Annotated in this window: 18 protein-coding genes; 8 read left to right on the top strand and 10 right to left on the bottom strand. The window is 61.0% G+C overall.

Annotated features, from left to right (window positions below):
- Positions 1–16: 16 nt before the first annotated feature.
- The 6 genes from ACTIEN_RS08415 to ACTIEN_RS08390 form a co-directional block, all read right to left on the bottom strand.
- Positions 17–364: a light-harvesting protein gene (locus tag ACTIEN_RS08415; RefSeq protein WP_439522679.1), complete on the bottom strand. Its 348-nt coding sequence runs from the start codon at positions 362–364 to the stop codon at positions 17–19.
- Positions 365–376: 12 nt separating this feature from the next.
- Positions 377–532 carry a light-harvesting antenna LH1, beta subunit gene (gene pufB, locus ACTIEN_RS08410; protein WP_439522678.1) on the bottom strand — a complete coding sequence of 52 codons (156 nt, stop codon included), beginning with the start codon at positions 530–532 and terminating at the stop codon, positions 377–379.
- A gap of 360 nt (positions 533–892) precedes the next feature.
- Positions 893–1705 carry an arginyltransferase gene (locus ACTIEN_RS08405; RefSeq protein ID WP_439522677.1) on the bottom strand — a complete coding sequence of 271 codons (813 nt, stop codon included), beginning with the start codon at positions 1703–1705 and terminating at the stop codon, positions 893–895.
- A 76-nt stretch (positions 1706–1781) separates the two neighbouring features.
- Entirely contained in the window at positions 1782–2363 is a 582-nt protein-coding gene (locus tag ACTIEN_RS08400; RefSeq protein ID WP_439522676.1) for a retropepsin-like aspartic protease family protein, read from the bottom strand.
- A gap of 71 nt (positions 2364–2434) precedes the next feature.
- A complete protein-coding gene (locus ACTIEN_RS08395) occupies positions 2435–3058 on the bottom strand; it encodes a MarC family protein (RefSeq protein ID WP_439522675.1) in 624 nt (207 codons plus the stop codon).
- Positions 3059–3114: 56 nt separating this feature from the next.
- Positions 3115–4968: an ABC-F family ATP-binding cassette domain-containing protein gene (locus ACTIEN_RS08390; protein ID WP_439522674.1), complete on the bottom strand. Its 1854-nt coding sequence runs from the start codon at positions 4966–4968 to the stop codon at positions 3115–3117.
- Positions 4969–5144: 176 nt separating this feature from the next.
- Between ACTIEN_RS08390 and ndk the strand changes: the two genes are divergently transcribed.
- Entirely contained in the window at positions 5145–5567 is a 423-nt protein-coding gene (gene ndk / locus ACTIEN_RS08385) for a nucleoside-diphosphate kinase (protein WP_439522673.1), read from the top strand.
- Between the two features lie 116 nt (positions 5568–5683).
- Here the strand turns inward: ndk and ACTIEN_RS08380 are convergent, their stop codons facing one another.
- The gene (locus tag ACTIEN_RS08380) at positions 5684–6865 is read right to left on the bottom strand and encodes a pyridoxal phosphate-dependent aminotransferase (protein WP_439522672.1); all 1182 of its coding nucleotides are present in this window, start codon (positions 6863–6865) and stop codon (positions 5684–5686) included.
- 166 nt (positions 6866–7031) lie between these two features.
- Between ACTIEN_RS08380 and ACTIEN_RS08375 the strand changes: the two genes are divergently transcribed.
- From ACTIEN_RS08375 to ACTIEN_RS08360, 4 genes are all read left to right on the top strand, one after another.
- Positions 7032–7949, top strand: coding sequence for a cation diffusion facilitator family transporter (locus ACTIEN_RS08375; protein ID WP_439522671.1), 918 nt, complete (start codon positions 7032–7034; stop codon positions 7947–7949).
- A 156-nt stretch (positions 7950–8105) separates the two neighbouring features.
- Positions 8106–9509 carry a cysteine--tRNA ligase gene (cysS, locus tag ACTIEN_RS08370; protein ID WP_439522670.1) on the top strand — a complete coding sequence of 468 codons (1404 nt, stop codon included), beginning with the start codon at positions 8106–8108 and terminating at the stop codon, positions 9507–9509.
- A 184-nt stretch (positions 9510–9693) separates the two neighbouring features.
- Complete coding sequence (gene cimA / locus ACTIEN_RS08365) at positions 9694–11313, top strand: citramalate synthase (protein WP_439522669.1); 1620 nt, start codon at positions 9694–9696, stop codon at positions 11311–11313.
- A complete protein-coding gene (locus ACTIEN_RS08360; protein ID WP_439522668.1) occupies positions 11310–12086 on the top strand; it encodes a squalene/phytoene synthase family protein in 777 nt (258 codons plus the stop codon). The genes cimA and ACTIEN_RS08360 overlap by 4 nt, the downstream gene beginning before the upstream one ends.
- 4 nt (positions 12087–12090) lie before the next feature.
- On the opposite strand, the gene ACTIEN_RS08355 is transcribed toward ACTIEN_RS08360, so the two are convergent.
- A complete protein-coding gene (locus ACTIEN_RS08355; RefSeq protein ID WP_439522667.1) occupies positions 12091–12339 on the bottom strand; it encodes a hypothetical protein in 249 nt (82 codons plus the stop codon).
- A 98-nt stretch (positions 12340–12437) separates the two neighbouring features.
- Complete coding sequence (locus ACTIEN_RS08350) at positions 12438–13676, bottom strand: MFS transporter (RefSeq protein WP_439509180.1); 1239 nt, start codon at positions 13674–13676, stop codon at positions 12438–12440.
- A gap of 89 nt (positions 13677–13765) precedes the next feature.
- Here ACTIEN_RS08350 and ACTIEN_RS08345 point away from each other — a divergent pair, with 89 nt between their 5' ends.
- From ACTIEN_RS08345 to ACTIEN_RS08335, 3 genes are read left to right on the top strand one after another with little or no spacing between them, the layout of a single operon-like run.
- A complete protein-coding gene (locus ACTIEN_RS08345; protein WP_439522666.1) occupies positions 13766–14506 on the top strand; it encodes a precorrin-6A/cobalt-precorrin-6A reductase in 741 nt (246 codons plus the stop codon).
- Positions 14491–15120: a DNA-3-methyladenine glycosylase family protein gene (locus ACTIEN_RS08340; RefSeq protein WP_439522665.1), complete on the top strand. Its 630-nt coding sequence runs from the start codon at positions 14491–14493 to the stop codon at positions 15118–15120. Before ACTIEN_RS08345 ends, ACTIEN_RS08340 begins: the two co-directional genes overlap by 16 nt.
- Entirely contained in the window at positions 15117–15782 is a 666-nt protein-coding gene (locus tag ACTIEN_RS08335) for an alpha/beta hydrolase (protein WP_439522664.1), read from the top strand. Before ACTIEN_RS08340 ends, ACTIEN_RS08335 begins: the two co-directional genes overlap by 4 nt.
- Before the next feature lie 18 nt (positions 15783–15800).
- Here the strand turns inward: ACTIEN_RS08335 and ACTIEN_RS08330 are convergent, their stop codons facing one another.
- Entirely contained in the window at positions 15801–17600 is a 1800-nt protein-coding gene (locus tag ACTIEN_RS08330) for a glycosyltransferase (RefSeq protein ID WP_439522663.1), read from the bottom strand.
- Positions 17601–17621: the final 21 nt, after the last annotated feature.

Below are 17621 nucleotides of genomic sequence, written 5' to 3'. Positions count from 1 at the left end.
CCAAGAGGTGATGTGTTCAGTCAGCGACCAATAACGACGGCGACCCGGCGGAGGCGAGAACGTCGTTTGGTTGAAGGATGGCGCGTGCGGTTGTCCCGTCCGGCATGATGACGGTGACTTCCTGATTGCCATTCTCGAGGGGACGCACATAAGACGCTTTGGCCGTGTCGACATCCGGCACAAGGGCAGCAGCAGCCATTTCGTCACCCGAGCCAAGCTCCTGACCGGACAAATAGTCATTGTACCAGGATACCTTGCTCAGAACTGCGACATGGACGGCAAACGAGCCCACCGCAACTGCACCAAGAAAAACGGGAACGCCCACTGAGGGCGACACCACAAGCCACATTTTGGCATTGTTCATGACATTACCCCCTTATCCGAGCCATGGCGTCGAGACCGCCACAAGAAAATGCGCCACAAGCGCAATGGCCCCAAACACGCGGGTGCCGTCGATAAGATAGCTGTGGACTTCTTCAGCTTCTTTGAGCGTCAGGCCGGTTGGCCATACTTTATCTGGATCGTCGGTCATATCCGATCTCCTCCGTGGTTATGTAAACGGAGCGCAGAGTGACCTGTAATAAAGACTGCCGGTCACGCTCGCGTCTCCCCGACCGCCCCGCTGAACAGCACAGTCAGTGCTCATAATAATGTCAGGCAAACTTTACACCATCAAGTGTAAATATATCCTGACACATTGCGGTGGAACCATACCTTATGAAATCAATGCCTTACGTTAGGGCATGCGCATCAAACGCCGCCCAAATCACAAGTTCGCGCGTGAAAACCATGCAAAACCTGCTGATTCCTGTACCTGGAGTGGATTTTCGTCGATCTGAGACGATTCCGGCGTCGCTTATGTCTCAGGGCCCGGTCACGCGATCCGGCAGCCTCAGCTTCGCAGGTCTGGCAACGAAATATTGGCGACCTGTTCCGCAATCGGATCGGTCGACATCGGATGGGTGTCCGCGCAATAGCTGTCGGGTGTCTGGAACGGCTCCCATCCCCCGTGGCGAAACAGCTCAAGGCCCGAGAACGACGCCTTGTATCCCATTTTTGTGCTGCCCGGCACCCAGTAGCCAAGATAGACATAGGGCAGGCCAGCCTCTCGGGCGATTTCGACGTGATCAAGGATCATGTAGGTTCCAAGGCTTTGTGCGGGCACATCCGGGCTGTAGAACGAATAGACCATGCTCAACCCGTCATCGAGCACATCGGTCAGGCACACCGCCTGAAGCTGGCGTGTCTCGCTGTCGGAATATTCGATCACCCGCGACCGGATCGGAGTCTCCTCGACCATCGCGGCAAAATCAAATACGTCCATATCCGCCATGCCGCCATCTGCATGGCGCGCATCCAGATAGGTGCGAAACAGCTCGTATTGATCCTCGGTTGCCCAGGCGCTCGAGGCACGACGCCGCAGATGCGCATTGCGCTTGAGGGTTCGTTTCTGACTGCGCGACAGGCGAAACCCGTCAACCGATATCCGCGCGGAAAGACAGGCCGCGCAATCCGAACAGGACGGCCGGTACAGCACGTTCTGCGACCGCCGGAACCCCTGCTTTGACAGGCTGTTGTTCAGCTTGTCCGCAGCATCGCCCTGAAGCGCAGTGAACAGCTTGCGTTCCATTCTGCCAGGCAGATACGGGCAGGGTTGAGGCGCAGTCACATAAAACTGCGGCGCGAGTGGCAGCGAATGGCGCATAGAGATCTCTTCGTCGATATGGTGAGAACGTAGCCCAAGCCTCCGGATCAGCCAACCCCCCAGAAACGGGGATCGTTCAGCGTTCCAGGATCAACCGGCCACCATTGATTTCCAACCGGGCAAACAGATTGAGATACTCCATTCCCAAAAGCGATTTGGACATTTCGCCTTCATTCACGAAAGCCCGCACATTGGTATCGTGAAACGGTCCCAGCGACACATCGTCCAGCCGGACCGGGGCCGTGCGCACCGGTCCATTTGCGGTCATGGCTTCGGAGAAGAAGATGATGTCCTCTTCAGTAAGCCCGACCCGCAGCGCGTCCTCCTGCGTCAACACCATGCTGGTTGCCCCGGTGTCCACGACAAAACGGACGGGGGCATCATTGATGTCCAGCGTCAGGTAGTAATGCCCGTCCGGCCCGCGCGGCACTTCGATGCGACCAGAGTCCTCCACGACAAGCTGCTGTGGCTGCGCGTTCTGGCGGATGTCGTCCCAAAGGCCCACCGCTGCAATCACCCCCAGAAAGATGAGACCCCAGACGGCCGCTTGTTGCAGCGTCTTGTTCAGGCTCTGGCGGTTCTGAATGAAGAACCAGAAAACCAGCACAGCGCCCAAAAGCACAAGATATGCCAGATTTCCGTAGTCCATCGTCGACATTGCGTTACCCCCAAGGCCTGTGTCTGGCTAAAATGTAGGGACTTGGCCTGCGAATGTGTAGGGCCGGGGGGTCAGCTGCCCAGCACCACCCCGAAGCCACGAATGCCGTCCAGCACAAACTGCACCGACAAGGCCGCCAACAGCATCCCCAGAAGCCGCGTCACCACCACGATCCCGGTCTTGCCCAGCGCCCGCTCGATCGGCGATGCGCTCAGAAACAGAAGGAACACGATCGCCAGAACAACCACCATGACGCCCAGAACCGACACCATGCCAAGGGTGCCCTCGGCCTGTCCGACCAACAGAATGATCGACGCAATCGCGCCCGGTCCGGCAATCAGCGGGATCGCGATCGGAAAGACAGATGGATCGGGAACATCGTCCCGGTCGACCTGATCCTCGCGGCGCTTGGTGCGGCGTTCAAACAACATGTCCAACGCCGTCAGAAACAACAGGATACCCCCGGCAATGCGAAACGCGGGCATGGAAATCCCGATGAAGCCAAGTACCTGCTCACCCAGAAACGCAAAAAGAAACAGCAGGCCTGCCGCAATGACCGTCGCCCGGATGGCAATTGCGCGCCGCTCTTGGGTCGACAGGCCCGGCGTCAGGGCAATGAAGACCGGCGTCAAACCGATCGGGTCAATGACCACGAGCAGCGTAACAAACGCGGATATCAGGAAAGCAGTGTCCATCCGTCACGCTCAACCATGTTTGATGCACACACGCAAGTCCTTCGACCAACCCCCTGTCAGGCGCTTTCGGCAAACTCGAGCTTCTGTGCCGCGGCTTCCCAAAGCGCCTCGGCGCGGCGCAGACCGTCCATCACCTCGGCGTATTTCTTGTTCCAGGTCTCGAGTTCGCCTTTGCGGCCGGGTTCATAAAGCGCCGGATCGGCCAGCTTTTTCGCCAGCGTTTCGCGCATCCCCTCGATCTTTTCCACCCGCGCTTCGCATTTGCGGACTTCGGCCTTGATCGCCAGCATCGCGTCCCGGTCGGGCCGGGCAGGGCGCGCCGGCTTGGGCTTGTCCGCCTTGACCGGCTTGTCAGACGTCAACAGCATGGTGCGATAGGCGTCCAGGTCGTCTTCGTAAGGCGTCACCGACCCGTCCTTGACCAGCCACAGGCGGTCCGCCACCATCGACAAGAGGTGCATGTCGTGGCTCACCAGAATGACCGCGCCGGAATAGGCGGTCAGCGCCTCGACCAGCGCCTCGCGGCTTTCGATGTCAAGGTGGTTGGTCGGCTCGTCCAGGATCAACAGATGCGGCGCATCCAGGGTGGCCAGCAGCAGCGACAACCGCGCCTTCTGCCCCCCCGAAAGCTTGCCCACCACGGTTTCCGCCTGCGCCGCCATCAAGCCAAAGCCCGCCAGCCGCGCCCGGTGCCGCGTTGGCATTTCGTGCGGACGCGCGCGCCGCAAGTGCTCCAGCGGCGTCTCGTCCACATGCAACTCGTCCACCTGGTGCTGGGCAAAGAACCCGATGCGTAACTTCGAGGATCGCGTGATCCGCCCCGCCATCAGTGGCAACCGATCCGACAGCAGCTTGGCCAGGGTCGACTTACCCTGACCGTTCTTGCCCAGAAGCGCGATCCGGTCATCCTGGTCGATCCGCAGGTCCAGCTTGCGCAGCACTTCGGTCTCACCATACCCGGTCACGCCATTCTCGACCCGGATGATCGGCGGCGACAGCTCGTCCGGCTGTGGGAACGTGAACACCCGCTTGGCGATATCCTCGGGCGCCGTGACCATGTCCATCCGTTCGATCATCTTGAGCCGCGATTGCGCCTGCTTTGCCTTGCTGGCCTTGGCGCGGAACCGGTCGACAAAGGATTGCAGATGCGCCACCCGCGCCTGCTGCTTCTTGGCCACCGCCGTCGCTTGCGCGCGCCGCTCCGCCCGCTGCCGCGCAAATTGGTCATAGGGGCCCTGATAATAGGTCAACTGACGGTCTTCGAGATGCAGGATCGATCCCACAGCCCGGTTCAACAACCCGCGGTCATGGCTGATCACAATCACCGTATAGGGATATTTCGCCAGGTAGCTTTCCAGCCATAGCGCGCCTTCAAGATCAAGATAGTTGGTCGGCTCATCCAGCAACAACAGATCGGGTTCCGAAAACAGCACCCCCGCTAGGGCGACCCGCATCCGCCAACCACCGGAAAAGGCGCTGCACGGCATCAATTGCTCGGCATCGTCAAAGCCCAACCCCTTGAGGATCGACGCTGCGCGGGCTTCTGCAGACCAGGCATCAATATCCGCCAGCCGTGTCTGCACTTCTGCAATGCGCGCGCCATCCGTCGCCGTCTCGGCCTCTTCCATCAGCGCCGCGCGCTCGGTGTCTGCGGCCAGCACGGTGTCGAGCAACGACACATCGGACCCTGGCACTTCCTGCGACACCCCGCCCACGCGTGCGCCGCGGGGAACCGAAATCGCGCCACCTTCCAGCGCCAAATCTCCGCGAATAAGGCGAAACAGGGTTGTCTTTCCAGCCCCGTTCGGCCCCACAAGACCAACCTTGTGACCATCCGGAATAACCGCCGATGCGCCCTCGAACAAAGGCCGCCCTTCAACCGCGTAGGTGATATCTTCAATCTTCAACATGGCACGCCCTTACCAACGCTCCGGACAACACACCAGCGCCCTTGGCGTCTTTGGGCCAAAAATACCTCGGGGGTCCGGGGGCAGAGCCCCCGCAAGCCCCGTGAGGGGCTTTCCAACACCAGAACCCCATGCTAACCGGCGCTCCAAACACAAACCCAAACCACGGAGCGACCAAAATGGCCCTCGAACGCACTTTCTCGATCATCAAACCCGACGCCACCCGCCGCAACCTGACTGGCAAGATAAACGCCAAGTTCGAAGATGCCGGCCTGCGCATCGTCGCCCAAAAGCGCATTCATCTGACCAAGGCGCAGGCGGGCAAGTTCTACGCCGTACATGCCGAGCGTCCGTTCTATGACGAACTGTGTGAATTCATGGCGTCCGAACCGGTTGTGGTTCAGGTGCTCGAAGGCGAAGGCGCAATTGCCAAGAACCGTGAAGTCATGGGCGCCACCAACCCCGCCGACGCAGCCCCCGGCACCATCCGTGCCGAATTTGCTGAATCCGTTGGTGAAAACTCGGTCCACGGCTCCGATGCACCAGAAACAGCGGCCGAAGAAATCGCGTTCTTCTTCTCCGGTCTTGAACTGGTCGGCTAAACCCCCAGAATTCGATTGATCAAATGCGCAAGCCGGGCTTCAGCCCGGCTTGTTTTTTTGGACAAGGCCGATCCCGACCCGACACCGCCTGATCCGTGCGGGAACCCCGTCCGCCTTCATGCCGCCTTGGCCAGACCTGATGCAAACCCGCACAATTGGCGCAGAGCCGCCTCGAAACGTGCATCCTCCACGGTCATGGCCACCCGGACATGACCTGCCGCCGACTGGCCAAAACTTTCCCCCGGCATCACCGCGATCCGATGCGTCTCGAGCAAGGCATTGGCAAAAGCCTCTCCTGACAAGCCGGTCGCGCGCACATCCAGCATGACATACATCGCCCCCTGCGCCGGGATCGCGCGCACTGCTGACTGCTCTGCCAGAACCCGCGCCGCAATCTCGCGCCGCCGCCGGAACGGAGCGGCCACCTCGGCCTCCAGGTCCAGACCGGATTGCAATCCGAACACGGCGGCGTCCTGAATATAGCCCGGAACGCCATATGTCGTGTTGGTCGCAAGGTCGATCAGCGCCTCGATGGCGGCCTCCGGTCCGACGATCCAGCCGATCCGGCTGCCGGTCATGGCATGGCTCTTGGACATTGACCCGATGACCAGCGTGCGCTCTGCCATCCCCGGTATCGCGCGTGGGCTAAGATGTGTGCCGTCCCAGACCTGCACGTCGTAAACCTCGTCCGAGATCAGCCACATGTCCTGATTGCGCACGACATCCGCGATCATCTCCAACGTCTCGCGCGGGTAGACCGCGCCGGTGGGATTGTTCGGAGTGTTGATCAACAGCGAAGCCGCACCGTCGCAGGCCGCCTCCAAAGCCTCGCGCTGCGGCAAGAATCCGTGTGCAGAGCGTGTCGGAACCGCGCGGGGCACGGCGCCCGCCGCCCTCAGGGTTCCCGGATAGGTCGCGTAATAAGGATCCACGATCAGCGCGGCATCCCCCTGAGAACACACGGCCATATGCGCCGCAAACAGCGCCGCCTGACCGCCGGGTGTGACCAGCACGTTGTCCCGCGTCGTCGGCACACCACTTTGTGCCTGAACCCGCGCTGCAACCTTATCGCGCAAGGCGCTGACACCGGGAACAATTGCATAGCCCGTATGGCCCCCCATGGCGCTGTCATGCATCGCGCGCAGGATCGACGGATCGGTACGGATGTCATGTTCACCGATGGTAAGCTCGGTCACATCCTCACCTGCATCCAGCATGGCGCGGGCGCGGTAGAAGACGTCCCACCCATCCGATCCATCCCCGTTCAGCGTGGTGATCCGTTGTGACAATGCTGGCATGACACCCTCCGTTTGCTCTCGGCCCGTCCTGCCAGAGGCACAGGACCAAAGTCCAGACCAGTCATGGGCAGACGGGGTCACGCGCCGGACCCTTGAACCTTTGGCCAAAGCGGCGTTAGGACATGGAAAAGGTCTGGCGCACCAGCACCCTTATCCGAGGCGTTGAATGGGACATCATCACCACCATCACCACCATCATATCGACCCAAAGGCCGGGGACGGGCGTCTCATGGGGGCGGTCGGGGTCAATCTTGCCCTGACTTTGGCGCAGATCATCGGTGGGATCCTGTCAGGCTCGCTTGCGCTGATTGCCGACGCCCTTCACAACCTGTCGGATGCGGCGGCGTTGATCATCGCTCTCGCGGCCCGCAGGATTGCGCGCAAGGATGCCACCGCCGACATGACCTTCGGCTATGCCCGCGCCGAAGTGGTGGCCGCACTGATCAACTACACCACGCTGATTCTTCTGGGAATTTACCTGATTTACGAAGCGACCCTGCGGCTGTTTGATCCGCAGGGCGTTGATGGCTGGCTGGTTGTGATCATCGCCAGCATCGCGCTGGTTGTGGATCTTGTCACGGCCGCGTTGACCTATGCGATGTCCAAGGACAGCGTCAACATCCGCGCGGCCTTTCTGCACAACGTGGCTGACGCTTTGGGGTCCGTGGTGGTGATCATCGCGGGAACGCTGATCCTGCTTTATGACTGGCAGATCATCGACCCGCTGGTGACCTTCGGCATTGCCGGGTACATCCTGTGGATGTCCTTCGCCGAGATCTCGGGGGTGATCCATATCCTGATGCTGGGCAGTCCGGCGAGCCTCGACACAAACGAAATCCTGGGCACCCTGCGCGCAGTGGATGGTGTTCACGACATTCACCATACCCATCTGTGGCAGATGCAGGAACACGAACCCGCGCTTGAGGCGCATGTGGTGGTAAACGAAGGCCGTTGGAGCGATGCGGATCAGATCAAGAGCGCGCTGAAAGAGGTTCTGTCCAAGGCCGGGATCCATCATTCCACGCTGGAACTGGAATGTGCCCGTCACGCCTGCACCAATCCCCGGTTGATCGGACATTCTTGACATGGCCCGGATGTTCCGCGTACGAGATGGCATGACCAACACGGCACCCATTCTTTGCTGCATTCCCTGCTAATCCATCTGGCGGGCCGGTCTTCTATTCCCTTACTGAACCGAAGTTGATACGCCCGCCGCGACGTTTTCCGCGAGGACGGACCTATGACCATTCGGCTGACCAACACTGCCACCCGCACCAAAGAGGAGTTTGTTCCTCTCGATCCTGAAAATGTGCGGATGTATGTCTGCGGACCCACCGTCTATGACCGCGCCCATCTGGGCAACGCGCGGCCGGTGATCGTGTTCGACGTGCTGTTTCGTCTTCTGCGCCATGTCTATGGGGCCGAGCACGTCACCTATGTGCGCAACTTCACCGATGTGGATGACCGCATCAACGAAACCGCCCAAAAGCGGCGCGCAGCGGGGGCAGACGGAACGCTTGAGGCGCTAATCCGGGAACGGTCGGACGAGACGATTGGCTGGTATCACGCCGATATGGACGCGCTTGGTGCGCTGCGCCCCACCGCAGAGCCTCGCGCGACGGGCTATATCGCGCAGATGATCGCGATGATCAAAGACCTGATCAAGGAAAAGCATGCATATGTTGAGCAAGGCCATGTGCTCTTCGCGGTCGACACGTGGAAAGAGGGCTATGGCAAACTCTCGGGCCGGTCGGTCGATGACATGATCGCCGGTGCGCGGGTCGAGGTCGCACCCTACAAGCGCAACCCGATGGATTTCGTCATGTGGAAGCCGTCCTCGGACGATCTTCCCGGTTGGGACAGTCCTTGGGGAAGGGGTCGCCCCGGTTGGCACATCGAATGCTCGGCCATGGCCTATGACCTCTTGGGCGATGATTTCGACATCCACGGAGGCGGCAACGACCTGATGTTCCCGCACCACGAGAACGAGATTGCGCAGAGCAAATGTGCAGGACATGGCTTTGCCCGGTACTGGCTGCACAACGAGATGTTGCAGGTCGAGGGCAAGAAGATGTCCAAGTCGCTGGGCAATTTCTTTACCGTTCGGGATTTGCTGGAGCAGGGCGTACCGGGTGAGGTGATCCGGTTTGTGTTCCTGAGCACGCATTACCGCAAGCCGATGGATTGGACTGAGAAGAAGCGGGAAGAGGCCGAGGCGACGCTGCGCAAGTGGCGGGCGTTGACGGATGGGGTGGCACCCGGTGCCGTGCCTGCCGAAGTGGTCGAAGCTTTGTCGGATGATCTGAATACGGCTGGGGCGATTGCGTCGCTGCACAAGTTTGCCGGCGAGGTCGACGCCCCTGCACTGGCAGCCGGAGCGCAGATGATGGGGCTTTTGACGGAAAATATGTCGGAATGGTGGTTGTCAGAAGCGGATACTCCGACGGACGGATTTGTGAAGAAAGCTGAGTTCTGGATTAACGAGAGAGCGGACGCCAAAAATCGAAAAGACTTCGCTCGCGCTGATGAAATTCGAGACAAGCTCGCAGATATCGGCGTGATGATCTCTGATACACCAGAAGGTACGAAATGGGTGCTCAACGCAACTTCGGATAAAATCGGCGAATGGGAGCACCTTGAATGATACTCCGCTCGAACCACTCCGCCCGGCGGCACGCCGGGCCGCGCCCGATCCTCCCCCCGGGAGGGCGCATTGGCTACCCGCTCGCTCCGAACCAATGTCATGCGCGTGACGCCGCCTCGCACCGCTCGACCGAAAGATGCGCCCACCCAGGGTCGGGCGCGGCCCTCACCGCAAAGGCCAACCGATGACCAAAACCCGCCTCACCCTCTACGACACCACACTCCGCGACGGGCAGCAAACCCAGGGCGTGCAATTCTCGACCCCGGAAAAGCACCGCATTGTCGAGGCGCTCGACGCGCTTGGCATCGACTATATCGAAGGTGGCTGGCCCGGTGCCAACCCCACTGACTCTGCGTTTTTCGACGAGGTCGGACACACCAAGGCCACCATCACCGCCTTCGGCATGACCAAGCGCGCGGGCCGGTCCGCCGAAAACGACGACGTGCTTGCGGCCGTGATGAACGCCGGAACCAGCGCGGTCTGTCTGGTCGGCAAGACGCATGATTTCCATGTCTCAGCCGCCCTTGGCATCACGCTTGAGGAAAACACCGAAAACATCCGCGCCTCGGTGGCCCATATCGTGTCGCAAGGCCGCGAGGCGCTGTTCGACGCGGAACATTTCTTCGACGGGTACAAGGCCAACCCCGATTACGCCCTGACCTGCCTGCACGCCGCGTTCGACTCCGGCGCCCGCTGGATCGTCCTGTGTGACACCAATGGCGGAACGCTTCCCAGCGAAGTGTCGCACATCACCGCCGCGGTGATCGCGGCAGGCATCCCCGGCGACCGTTTGGGCATTCACACCCACAATGACACCGAAATGGCCGTTGCCGCGACCTTGGCTGCTGTCGATGCGGGTGCGCGCCAAATTCAAGGCACGCTGAACGGGCTGGGCGAACGCTGCGGCAATGCGAACCTGACCGCGCTGATCCCGACGCTGCTGCTCAAGGAACCCTACGCGAGTACCTTTGAGACGGGGGTCACCCACGACGCGCTGGAGGGCATGACCCAGATCAGCCGGATGCTGGACGAAATCCTGAACCGGGTGCCGATGAAGCAATCGGCCTATGTCGGATCGTCCGCCTTTGCCCACAAGGCCGGATTGCACGCCAGCGCGATCCTGAAGAACCCCACGACCTACGAACATATCGAGCCCGGCCTGGTCGGCAATCGCCGCATCATCCCGATGTCCAATCAGGCGGGTCAGTCGAACCTGCGCCGCCGTCTGGCCGAGGCCGGGATCGAGGTGCCCGATAAAGACCCGGCGTTGGCCCGCATCCTCGATCGGATCAAGGCGCGGGAATCCGAGGGCTATTCCTACGACACCGCGCAGGCGAGCTTCGAATTGCTGGCGCGGGATGAGCTTGGGATGCTGCCCGAGTACTTCGAGGTCAAGCGCTACCGTGTCACGGTGGAGCGGCGCAAGAACAAGTACAACAAGATGATCTCGCATTCCGAAGCCGTCGTGGTGGTCAAGGTGGATGGCGACAAGAAGCTGTCGGTCAGCGAATCGATGGACGAACTCGGCAATGACCGGGGCCCGGTGAACGCGCTGTCCAAGGCGCTGGCCAAGGATCTGGGACCGTATCAGGACATGATCGACGATCTGCGGCTGGTCGATTTCAAGGTGCGCATCACCCAGGGCGGCACCGAAGCCGTCACCCGCGTCATCATCGACAGCGAGGACGGGCAGGGGCGACGCTGGTCCACCGTGGGCGTGAGCGCCAACATCATCGACGCGTCTTTCGAGGCGCTGCTGGATGCCGTGCGCTGGAAACTGGTGCGGGACGCCGCGTCGGCATGAGCTTCGACGCCGATCTGATCGCTTGTGCGCAACTGGTCGAACGTGGCGATCCCGACCGTTTTGCCGCAACGATGGCGGCTCCGGTCGAGGCACGCAAGGTGCTGTTCCCGGTCTACGCCTTCAACGTCGAGGTGTCCCGCGCGCCTTGGGTGACGCAGGAAGCGATCATCGCCGAGATGCGCCTGCAATGGTGGACCGACGCGCTAGAGGAAATCGCGTCAGGCGGTCTGGTGCGCCGGCACGAGGTGGTGACCTCATTGGCCCATGTTCTGGATGCCAAGGCGGCGCGGTTGTTGCAGCGGGTTGTGGAAGCGCGGCTCTGGGATGTTTATCGTGATCCATTTGAAGATCATGCGGCATTTTCAAAATATATCGAAGATACTGCGGCCTCTCTCTTGTTGGCGGCGTCGCAGGCATTGACTGGCGACACCCCCGCAGCATTCAGAGATCTCGGATATGCCAGCGGCTTGGCACAGTTCCTGCGCGCGGTGCCGGAACTGGAACGACAGGGACGCCGCCCGCTGGTGGACGGACGACCCGAGGCGGTTAAGGCGCTGGCGGCAGACGGGCTTAACCGGTTGCAACAGGCCCGTCGGGAACGTGGATCAATGCCTCGCGCGGCACAGCCCATAGCGTTGGCTGCGTGGCAGGCGGGACCTGTTCTGAAGCAGGCGCAGGCAGATCCACGCCGGGTGGCTGATGGCACTCTTGGCGCATCAGAAACGGCCCGGAAGGCGCGGTTGATCTGGCAGGCCGCAACCGGGCGCTGGTAGTCGATCAGAATGCCATCGTAACGCTGCATCCCAGCCCGGTTGCAAGGATGTCGAGCGGGTCTGCCACATCGTCGATCATTTCTTTCACCACACCAACGCCAATCGCCGCCAGGCATCCCGCGGTTGGACTTTTGGTTTCCGTCGCCACGACATGCGACACAGCGGCACCCACGGCAAAATGGGCGGCCTTGTCGTAATGCTGACAGCTGGTCAGCAAGGGCAGGCACAGGGCAAAGACAATCGGTCGGATCATGGCAGACACCGTTCTGGTGGAAGGTGCCTGCAGTCTTGGCGTGCAAGTGTGAAGGTCGCTTTACCCGTCGCGCGACAAACTGAATCGCATTTTAGGGATCAGACGGTGTCTTCGCGCGGTCGAAACATCAGCCAGATCAATGCGCCGCCCGCCAACATCAGGAACGGGGCCATCGCCATGTTGACGGCGCTCCAGCCTTCGACGGGGGTTCCGCCGGAACAGTTGAGCAAGCCGCCCGACGCAAGCGAGGCCAGCGTCACACCACCGAACACCAGCACGTCATTCATGCCCTGCACGCGACCACGCTCATGCGGTTCATGCGCTGCCGTCAACATCGTGGTGGCTCCGATAAAGCCAAAGTTCCAGCCAAGGCCAAGCAGGATCAGCGCGATATAGAAGTTCTCGATCTCGACACCCTGCAGCGCCACGGCCCCTGCGGCGGCAAGGATCACCAGACCGGTGGCGACAATCTTTTCGACGCCAAAGCGCACGATCAGATGGCCCGTGAAGAAGGACGGGGCAAACATTGCCAGAACATGTGCCGACACGATATCCGCCGCATTCCCGGCGGTATAGCCACAGCCCACAACGGCCAGCGGGGTCGATGTCATCACGAGGTTCATCAGCGCGTAAGTGACCATGGCGCAGATGATGGCCACGGCGATGCGCGGGCTTTTCAACAGCTCCATTCGGGTGCGGCCCTTTGGGTCATCGGCGTGGGGCGCTTTGGGTTTGGGGATATCAATGAACCAGAACAGCACGGATCCCGCGATGTTCAACGCAATGACCGCGAAATAGGTGCCGAGAAAAGGCACGACATAGGAATCTGCGGTGGCTTTCACCAATTGTGGACCAATCACCGCGGCAGCCAGCCCTCCGGCCATCACATAGGAAATGGCTTTGGGGCGAAACGCATCGGTTGCCGTGTCAGCTGCTGCAAAGCGGTAAAAACCCTGCGCCGACATGTAGATACCGGTCAGGAAACTGCCCAGAAGGAATACCGGGAAAGACGCGATATACAGGCCATATGCCCCGATGGCGCCCCCCAGCGCGCCGCCCATTGCGCCGACAAAAAACCCCGCGCGGCGGCCGAATTTCTGCATGAAGGCCGAGATCGGTGTGGCCGTGGTCATCGACCCGAGCACGATCAACGAGATCGGCAGCGTGGCGAAACAGATGTTGGATGCCAGCGACTGCCCGGCCAGCCCGCCCACGGTGAACAGCATCGGCATCTGTGCGCCAAGGATGGCTTGGGCCAGAACCAGAACGAAAACGTTGCGCTTGGCGCGGCGATTTTCTGTGGCGTCGTCGGGGGTGGCGTGGTCAAGTGTGCTCATGTCAGCAGCCGTATGTCCAAATTCCATTTCCTGCAAGTGTCTCTGCGCGTCGGTGGCGCTTTGTGCTGCGGTTTTATAAGCGGTTGCGGATGAAGGATTTCGACGGTTCAAATTCCGCACGGCAGGGGCAGGTTGTGATCCTGGGCGGATCGGCCGAAGCGCGCGACCTGGCGGCGCGGCTGGACGGACGGTCGCGGCTGTGGCTGCCTGCGCGCGACCGGATGACCGGGCAGGGCGCGTCGGATCACGCAGCCCTGATGGAGCTTGTCCTGACCGCCGACGCGCTGGTTCTTGCGCCCCATCCCTGCGATGTCGCGTCCTTGCATCTGGGCGCACGCGTGGCCGAGCAGGCGGGTGTGCAGTGTCTCACGTTGACCCGTCCGGCGTGGCGTCCGACGCCGCGCGACACCTGGATCCCCTTGCGATCTGCGCGCGATGCGGCGTTTGCGATTCCCGCTGGATCGCGGGTTCTTGTGACTCTTGGGCGGCCTTCGCTGCATGACATGCGCGCGCTGCGTCATGCGCATCTGTTTGTGCGCCAGTTGACGGCGCATAACGACCCGTTCCCGATGAAATACGGGCGATACCTGCACGGAATCGCGCCTTTCACCGAGGCGCAGGAAATTGCGCTTATGCGCAGGTTCCGGATCGACGCCGTGCTGACCCGCAATGCAGGAGGGCCGGGCGGCTGGCCCAAGATCGCGGCGGCCCGCAGGTTGGGCCTGCCGGTCTACATGGTGACGCGACCGCGCGTGACGACGGGTCCGGTGGTGAACACGGTCGACGCGGCGCTTGACTGGGTAAAGGAGCGGGTGTGGTTGGACGTCTGATCGAAACGGATGCCTGCGTGGCTGAAGGGGCCGAGTGGCTGGCCAAGGCCGAGCCGCGCTTTGCACATGCGTTGGAGCAGACTGGCGATTTGCCTTTGCGGCGGCGTCCAGACGGGTTCGGGCAACTTCTGAGCGCGATCGTCAGCCAGCAGGTCAGCGTCGCGTCCGCCCGTGCGATCTGGTCCAAGTTGGAAAACGCTGGTGCGACAACCCCCGAGGCGGTGTTGGCGCGGGATCAGGAGGGGCTGCGCGACCTGGGTCTGAGCCGACAGAAAGCGCGCTATGCCTGTGCGCTGGCCGAGGCTGGGATCAATTATGAGGCGCTGCGCCATGCGCCGAATGACGAGGTCATCAAGACATTGACGGCTGTCACCGGCATTGGTGTCTGGACTGCCGAAATCTATGCGATGTTCTCGCTGGGTCGCGCGGATGTGTTTGCGCCGGGCGATCTGGCATTGCAGGAAAGTGCCCGAATGTTGTTCGATCTGCCCGACCGTCCCAAGGAAAAGCCGCTGCGCCAGATGGCCGAGGCGTGGAGCCCATGGAGATCGGTTGCGGCGCGCGCGCTCTGGGCCTACTACCACGTTGCAAAAGACCGAGAGGGGATCGCATGACACGGGTGTTGAACGCAGTCCGCAAGGAGCCGGTATCCGGCGAGACACGCTCTGCCGTGGTGTTTCTGCATGGCTATGGTGCAAATGGTCCTGACTTGTTGGGCTTGGCCGATCCGCTTGGCGAACACTTGCCCGATACGCTGTTCGTGGCCCCCGATGCGCCCGAAGCCTGTGCCGGAGCGCCCTTCGGGTTTCAGTGGTTCCCGATCCCGTGGATCGACGGATCGTCAGAAGAGGAATCGATGTCCGGCATGGCCAGCGCGGTCAATGACCTGGACGCATTTCTCGACGCACTCATGGTGGACGAGGATTTGCTGCCCGAGCAGGTTGTTCTGTTCGGGTTCAGTCAGGGAACGATGATGGGCCTGCATGTGGCGCCGCGCCGGGAAGATCCGATCGCCGGTATGGTGGCGTTCTCGGGTCGCCTGCTGGCGCCTGAACTGTTGGTCGACGAGGTGGTCAGCCGCTTTCCGATCCTGCTGGTGCATGGCGATCAGGATGACGTGGTGCCGCCCCAATCTTTGCCCGAGGCGGCAGAGGCGTTGCAGAACGCGGGCTGGGAAGATGTGTTCGCCCATATCATGAAGGGCACCGCACATGGCATCGCCCCGGACGGTCTGTCGGTGGCGCTGGCCTTCATGCGCGACAAGTGCAACCTCTGAGACGGTTCCAAGACCCGATCACCCCAAACTGTCAGCAGCGTCGGCCAGTTCCAGAAGGTCGGGATTGCGCGTCACGAGGCGCGCGTGTTCTTGGGGAAACCGATCTGCCAGCCGCGCAAGATAGGCACGGCACTCTTTCGGCCGCGCCAGGCGACGGCTGAGCCAGACACAGCGCACCAGGGGACGATGGTCGTTTGGATGCTGCGCAAGCATCTGCTGAAACCCCTTGTACATGCCCCCCAGATCGCGGCGCTGTTCACAAAGTCGGATATAGAGGCCAAGAAGCTGGTCCTTGTAGCGCTGCGGCGCGGTCTGAAGCGCATGTTCGGTCTCGAGCACGAGGTCCGGGGCCATGATGTCAAAGCCAAAGGCGCGGCCCTGCAGATCGTCGATCAGATCGTAATACCGCGACTTGTAGACCTCAAAGGAATAGGGCTGTACCGAGTCAGGGCAGGCGGCTGCATAGTGATCGTGATGCGTGTGCACTTTCAGAATGGCTTGAGCGATACCGTCAATATCCCCTGGCGTAACCAATTCTCCGTTGTGGCGCGGCCGGATCAGCTCGCGCGGGCCGTAATCCACGTCATAGCTGATCACCGGACATCCACATGTGAGCGATTCCAGAAGGGCCAGTCCAAACCCCTCGGTCATGGTCGGGGCCAGTGAAAACAGGGAAGAACTGAACACCGCGGCGGGGTCGGAAGTCTGCCCCATCAGGATCACCCGATCCCCGCATTTGTGGTGATCAATCAACTGCTGCAAACGCGCCTGCCCAACACCGCCGCCGTAGATCAGGTAATTGCACGACGGAATGAGATGCATGACGCGCATGAACGCTTCGACGCAGTGGTGGATCGGTTTGCCCTTCAGATCAAGCCGCGACACGGTACAGATATGGCTGCGGGTTTCGACCTTTCGTCGTGTCATGGTGGTGTAGTGAGGGATCACCCGGATCGGTGCGGCATGTCGCGTATCGGCTTCCAGACGTTTTTTCTGGACATGTGTGGCCGTGACGATGGCATCTCCGTCAAACGCGTCGATCCGCGCACGCGAGCGCGACAAGATAGTGCCATTCGGTCTGCGGTGATCGGCGTGCAGAAAAAGGATCTTGGGTGCGCGAATTGCCGGAGACAGGTACGCCGTTGTGATGCCGTCGACAAACACGACGCAATCATCGGGAAAAAAACGTTCCACAAGCGCCCTGTGGTGCATCGCTTCGTTCCGGAAGGTCATGCCAAGCCCGAAATCCTCGACCCGGACAAACAATTTGTTGTCCCGCGTCGTCTTTGCACGCGGCGTGCCGTCCACATAGGCGGTTTTCTTGATCACGCCGTCGCCGATCCGAACACGACTTTCCACAAGATCCCCATCGAGATACTTGAGCCGGATGTCCCGGTTGGGGTCGGTCATCACCCTGCGTAGCATGAGATCGCCTGCCGGAGTCGCTTCGACGGCGTCTTGCATGACCGGTGTCTTGCCTTGAAAATATGTCGTTGTGTTCAGTTCGCTCTTGGTCTTCCGGTTGTCCCAAGTGGGGATTTTGACTCCGATATGGGTCTGGACCATCTGGTCCGGCCGGCACATCTCGTAAATGGACTGATGGCTGACCCTTTTGTCCAGAATGCCTTTCGCCACCAACTCGGCAAAGGTGATCTTCTGACGGCAGGTGTGCTGGATGTTGAGCAGTGTGACATCCGTATCCTCGCGGTCGGCCAATAAGGCCATCCGGCGAAACATCGCCTTGATCTTGCCGCCGCCGACATTTTTGCCAAGGCGGGGCAGTATACAGACAATCCGTGTTTTCGCTGCGCCGGGCATCAGAGGATGTCCTCGTTACAC

Origin of the sequence: Marivita sp., from assembly GCF_051859345.1 — a bacterium.
Classification (GTDB): Bacteria; Pseudomonadota; Alphaproteobacteria; order Rhodobacterales; family Rhodobacteraceae; genus Marivita.
The sequence above is the reverse complement of the archived record's forward strand: the minus strand, read 5'-3'. Positions and strand labels throughout refer to the sequence as shown.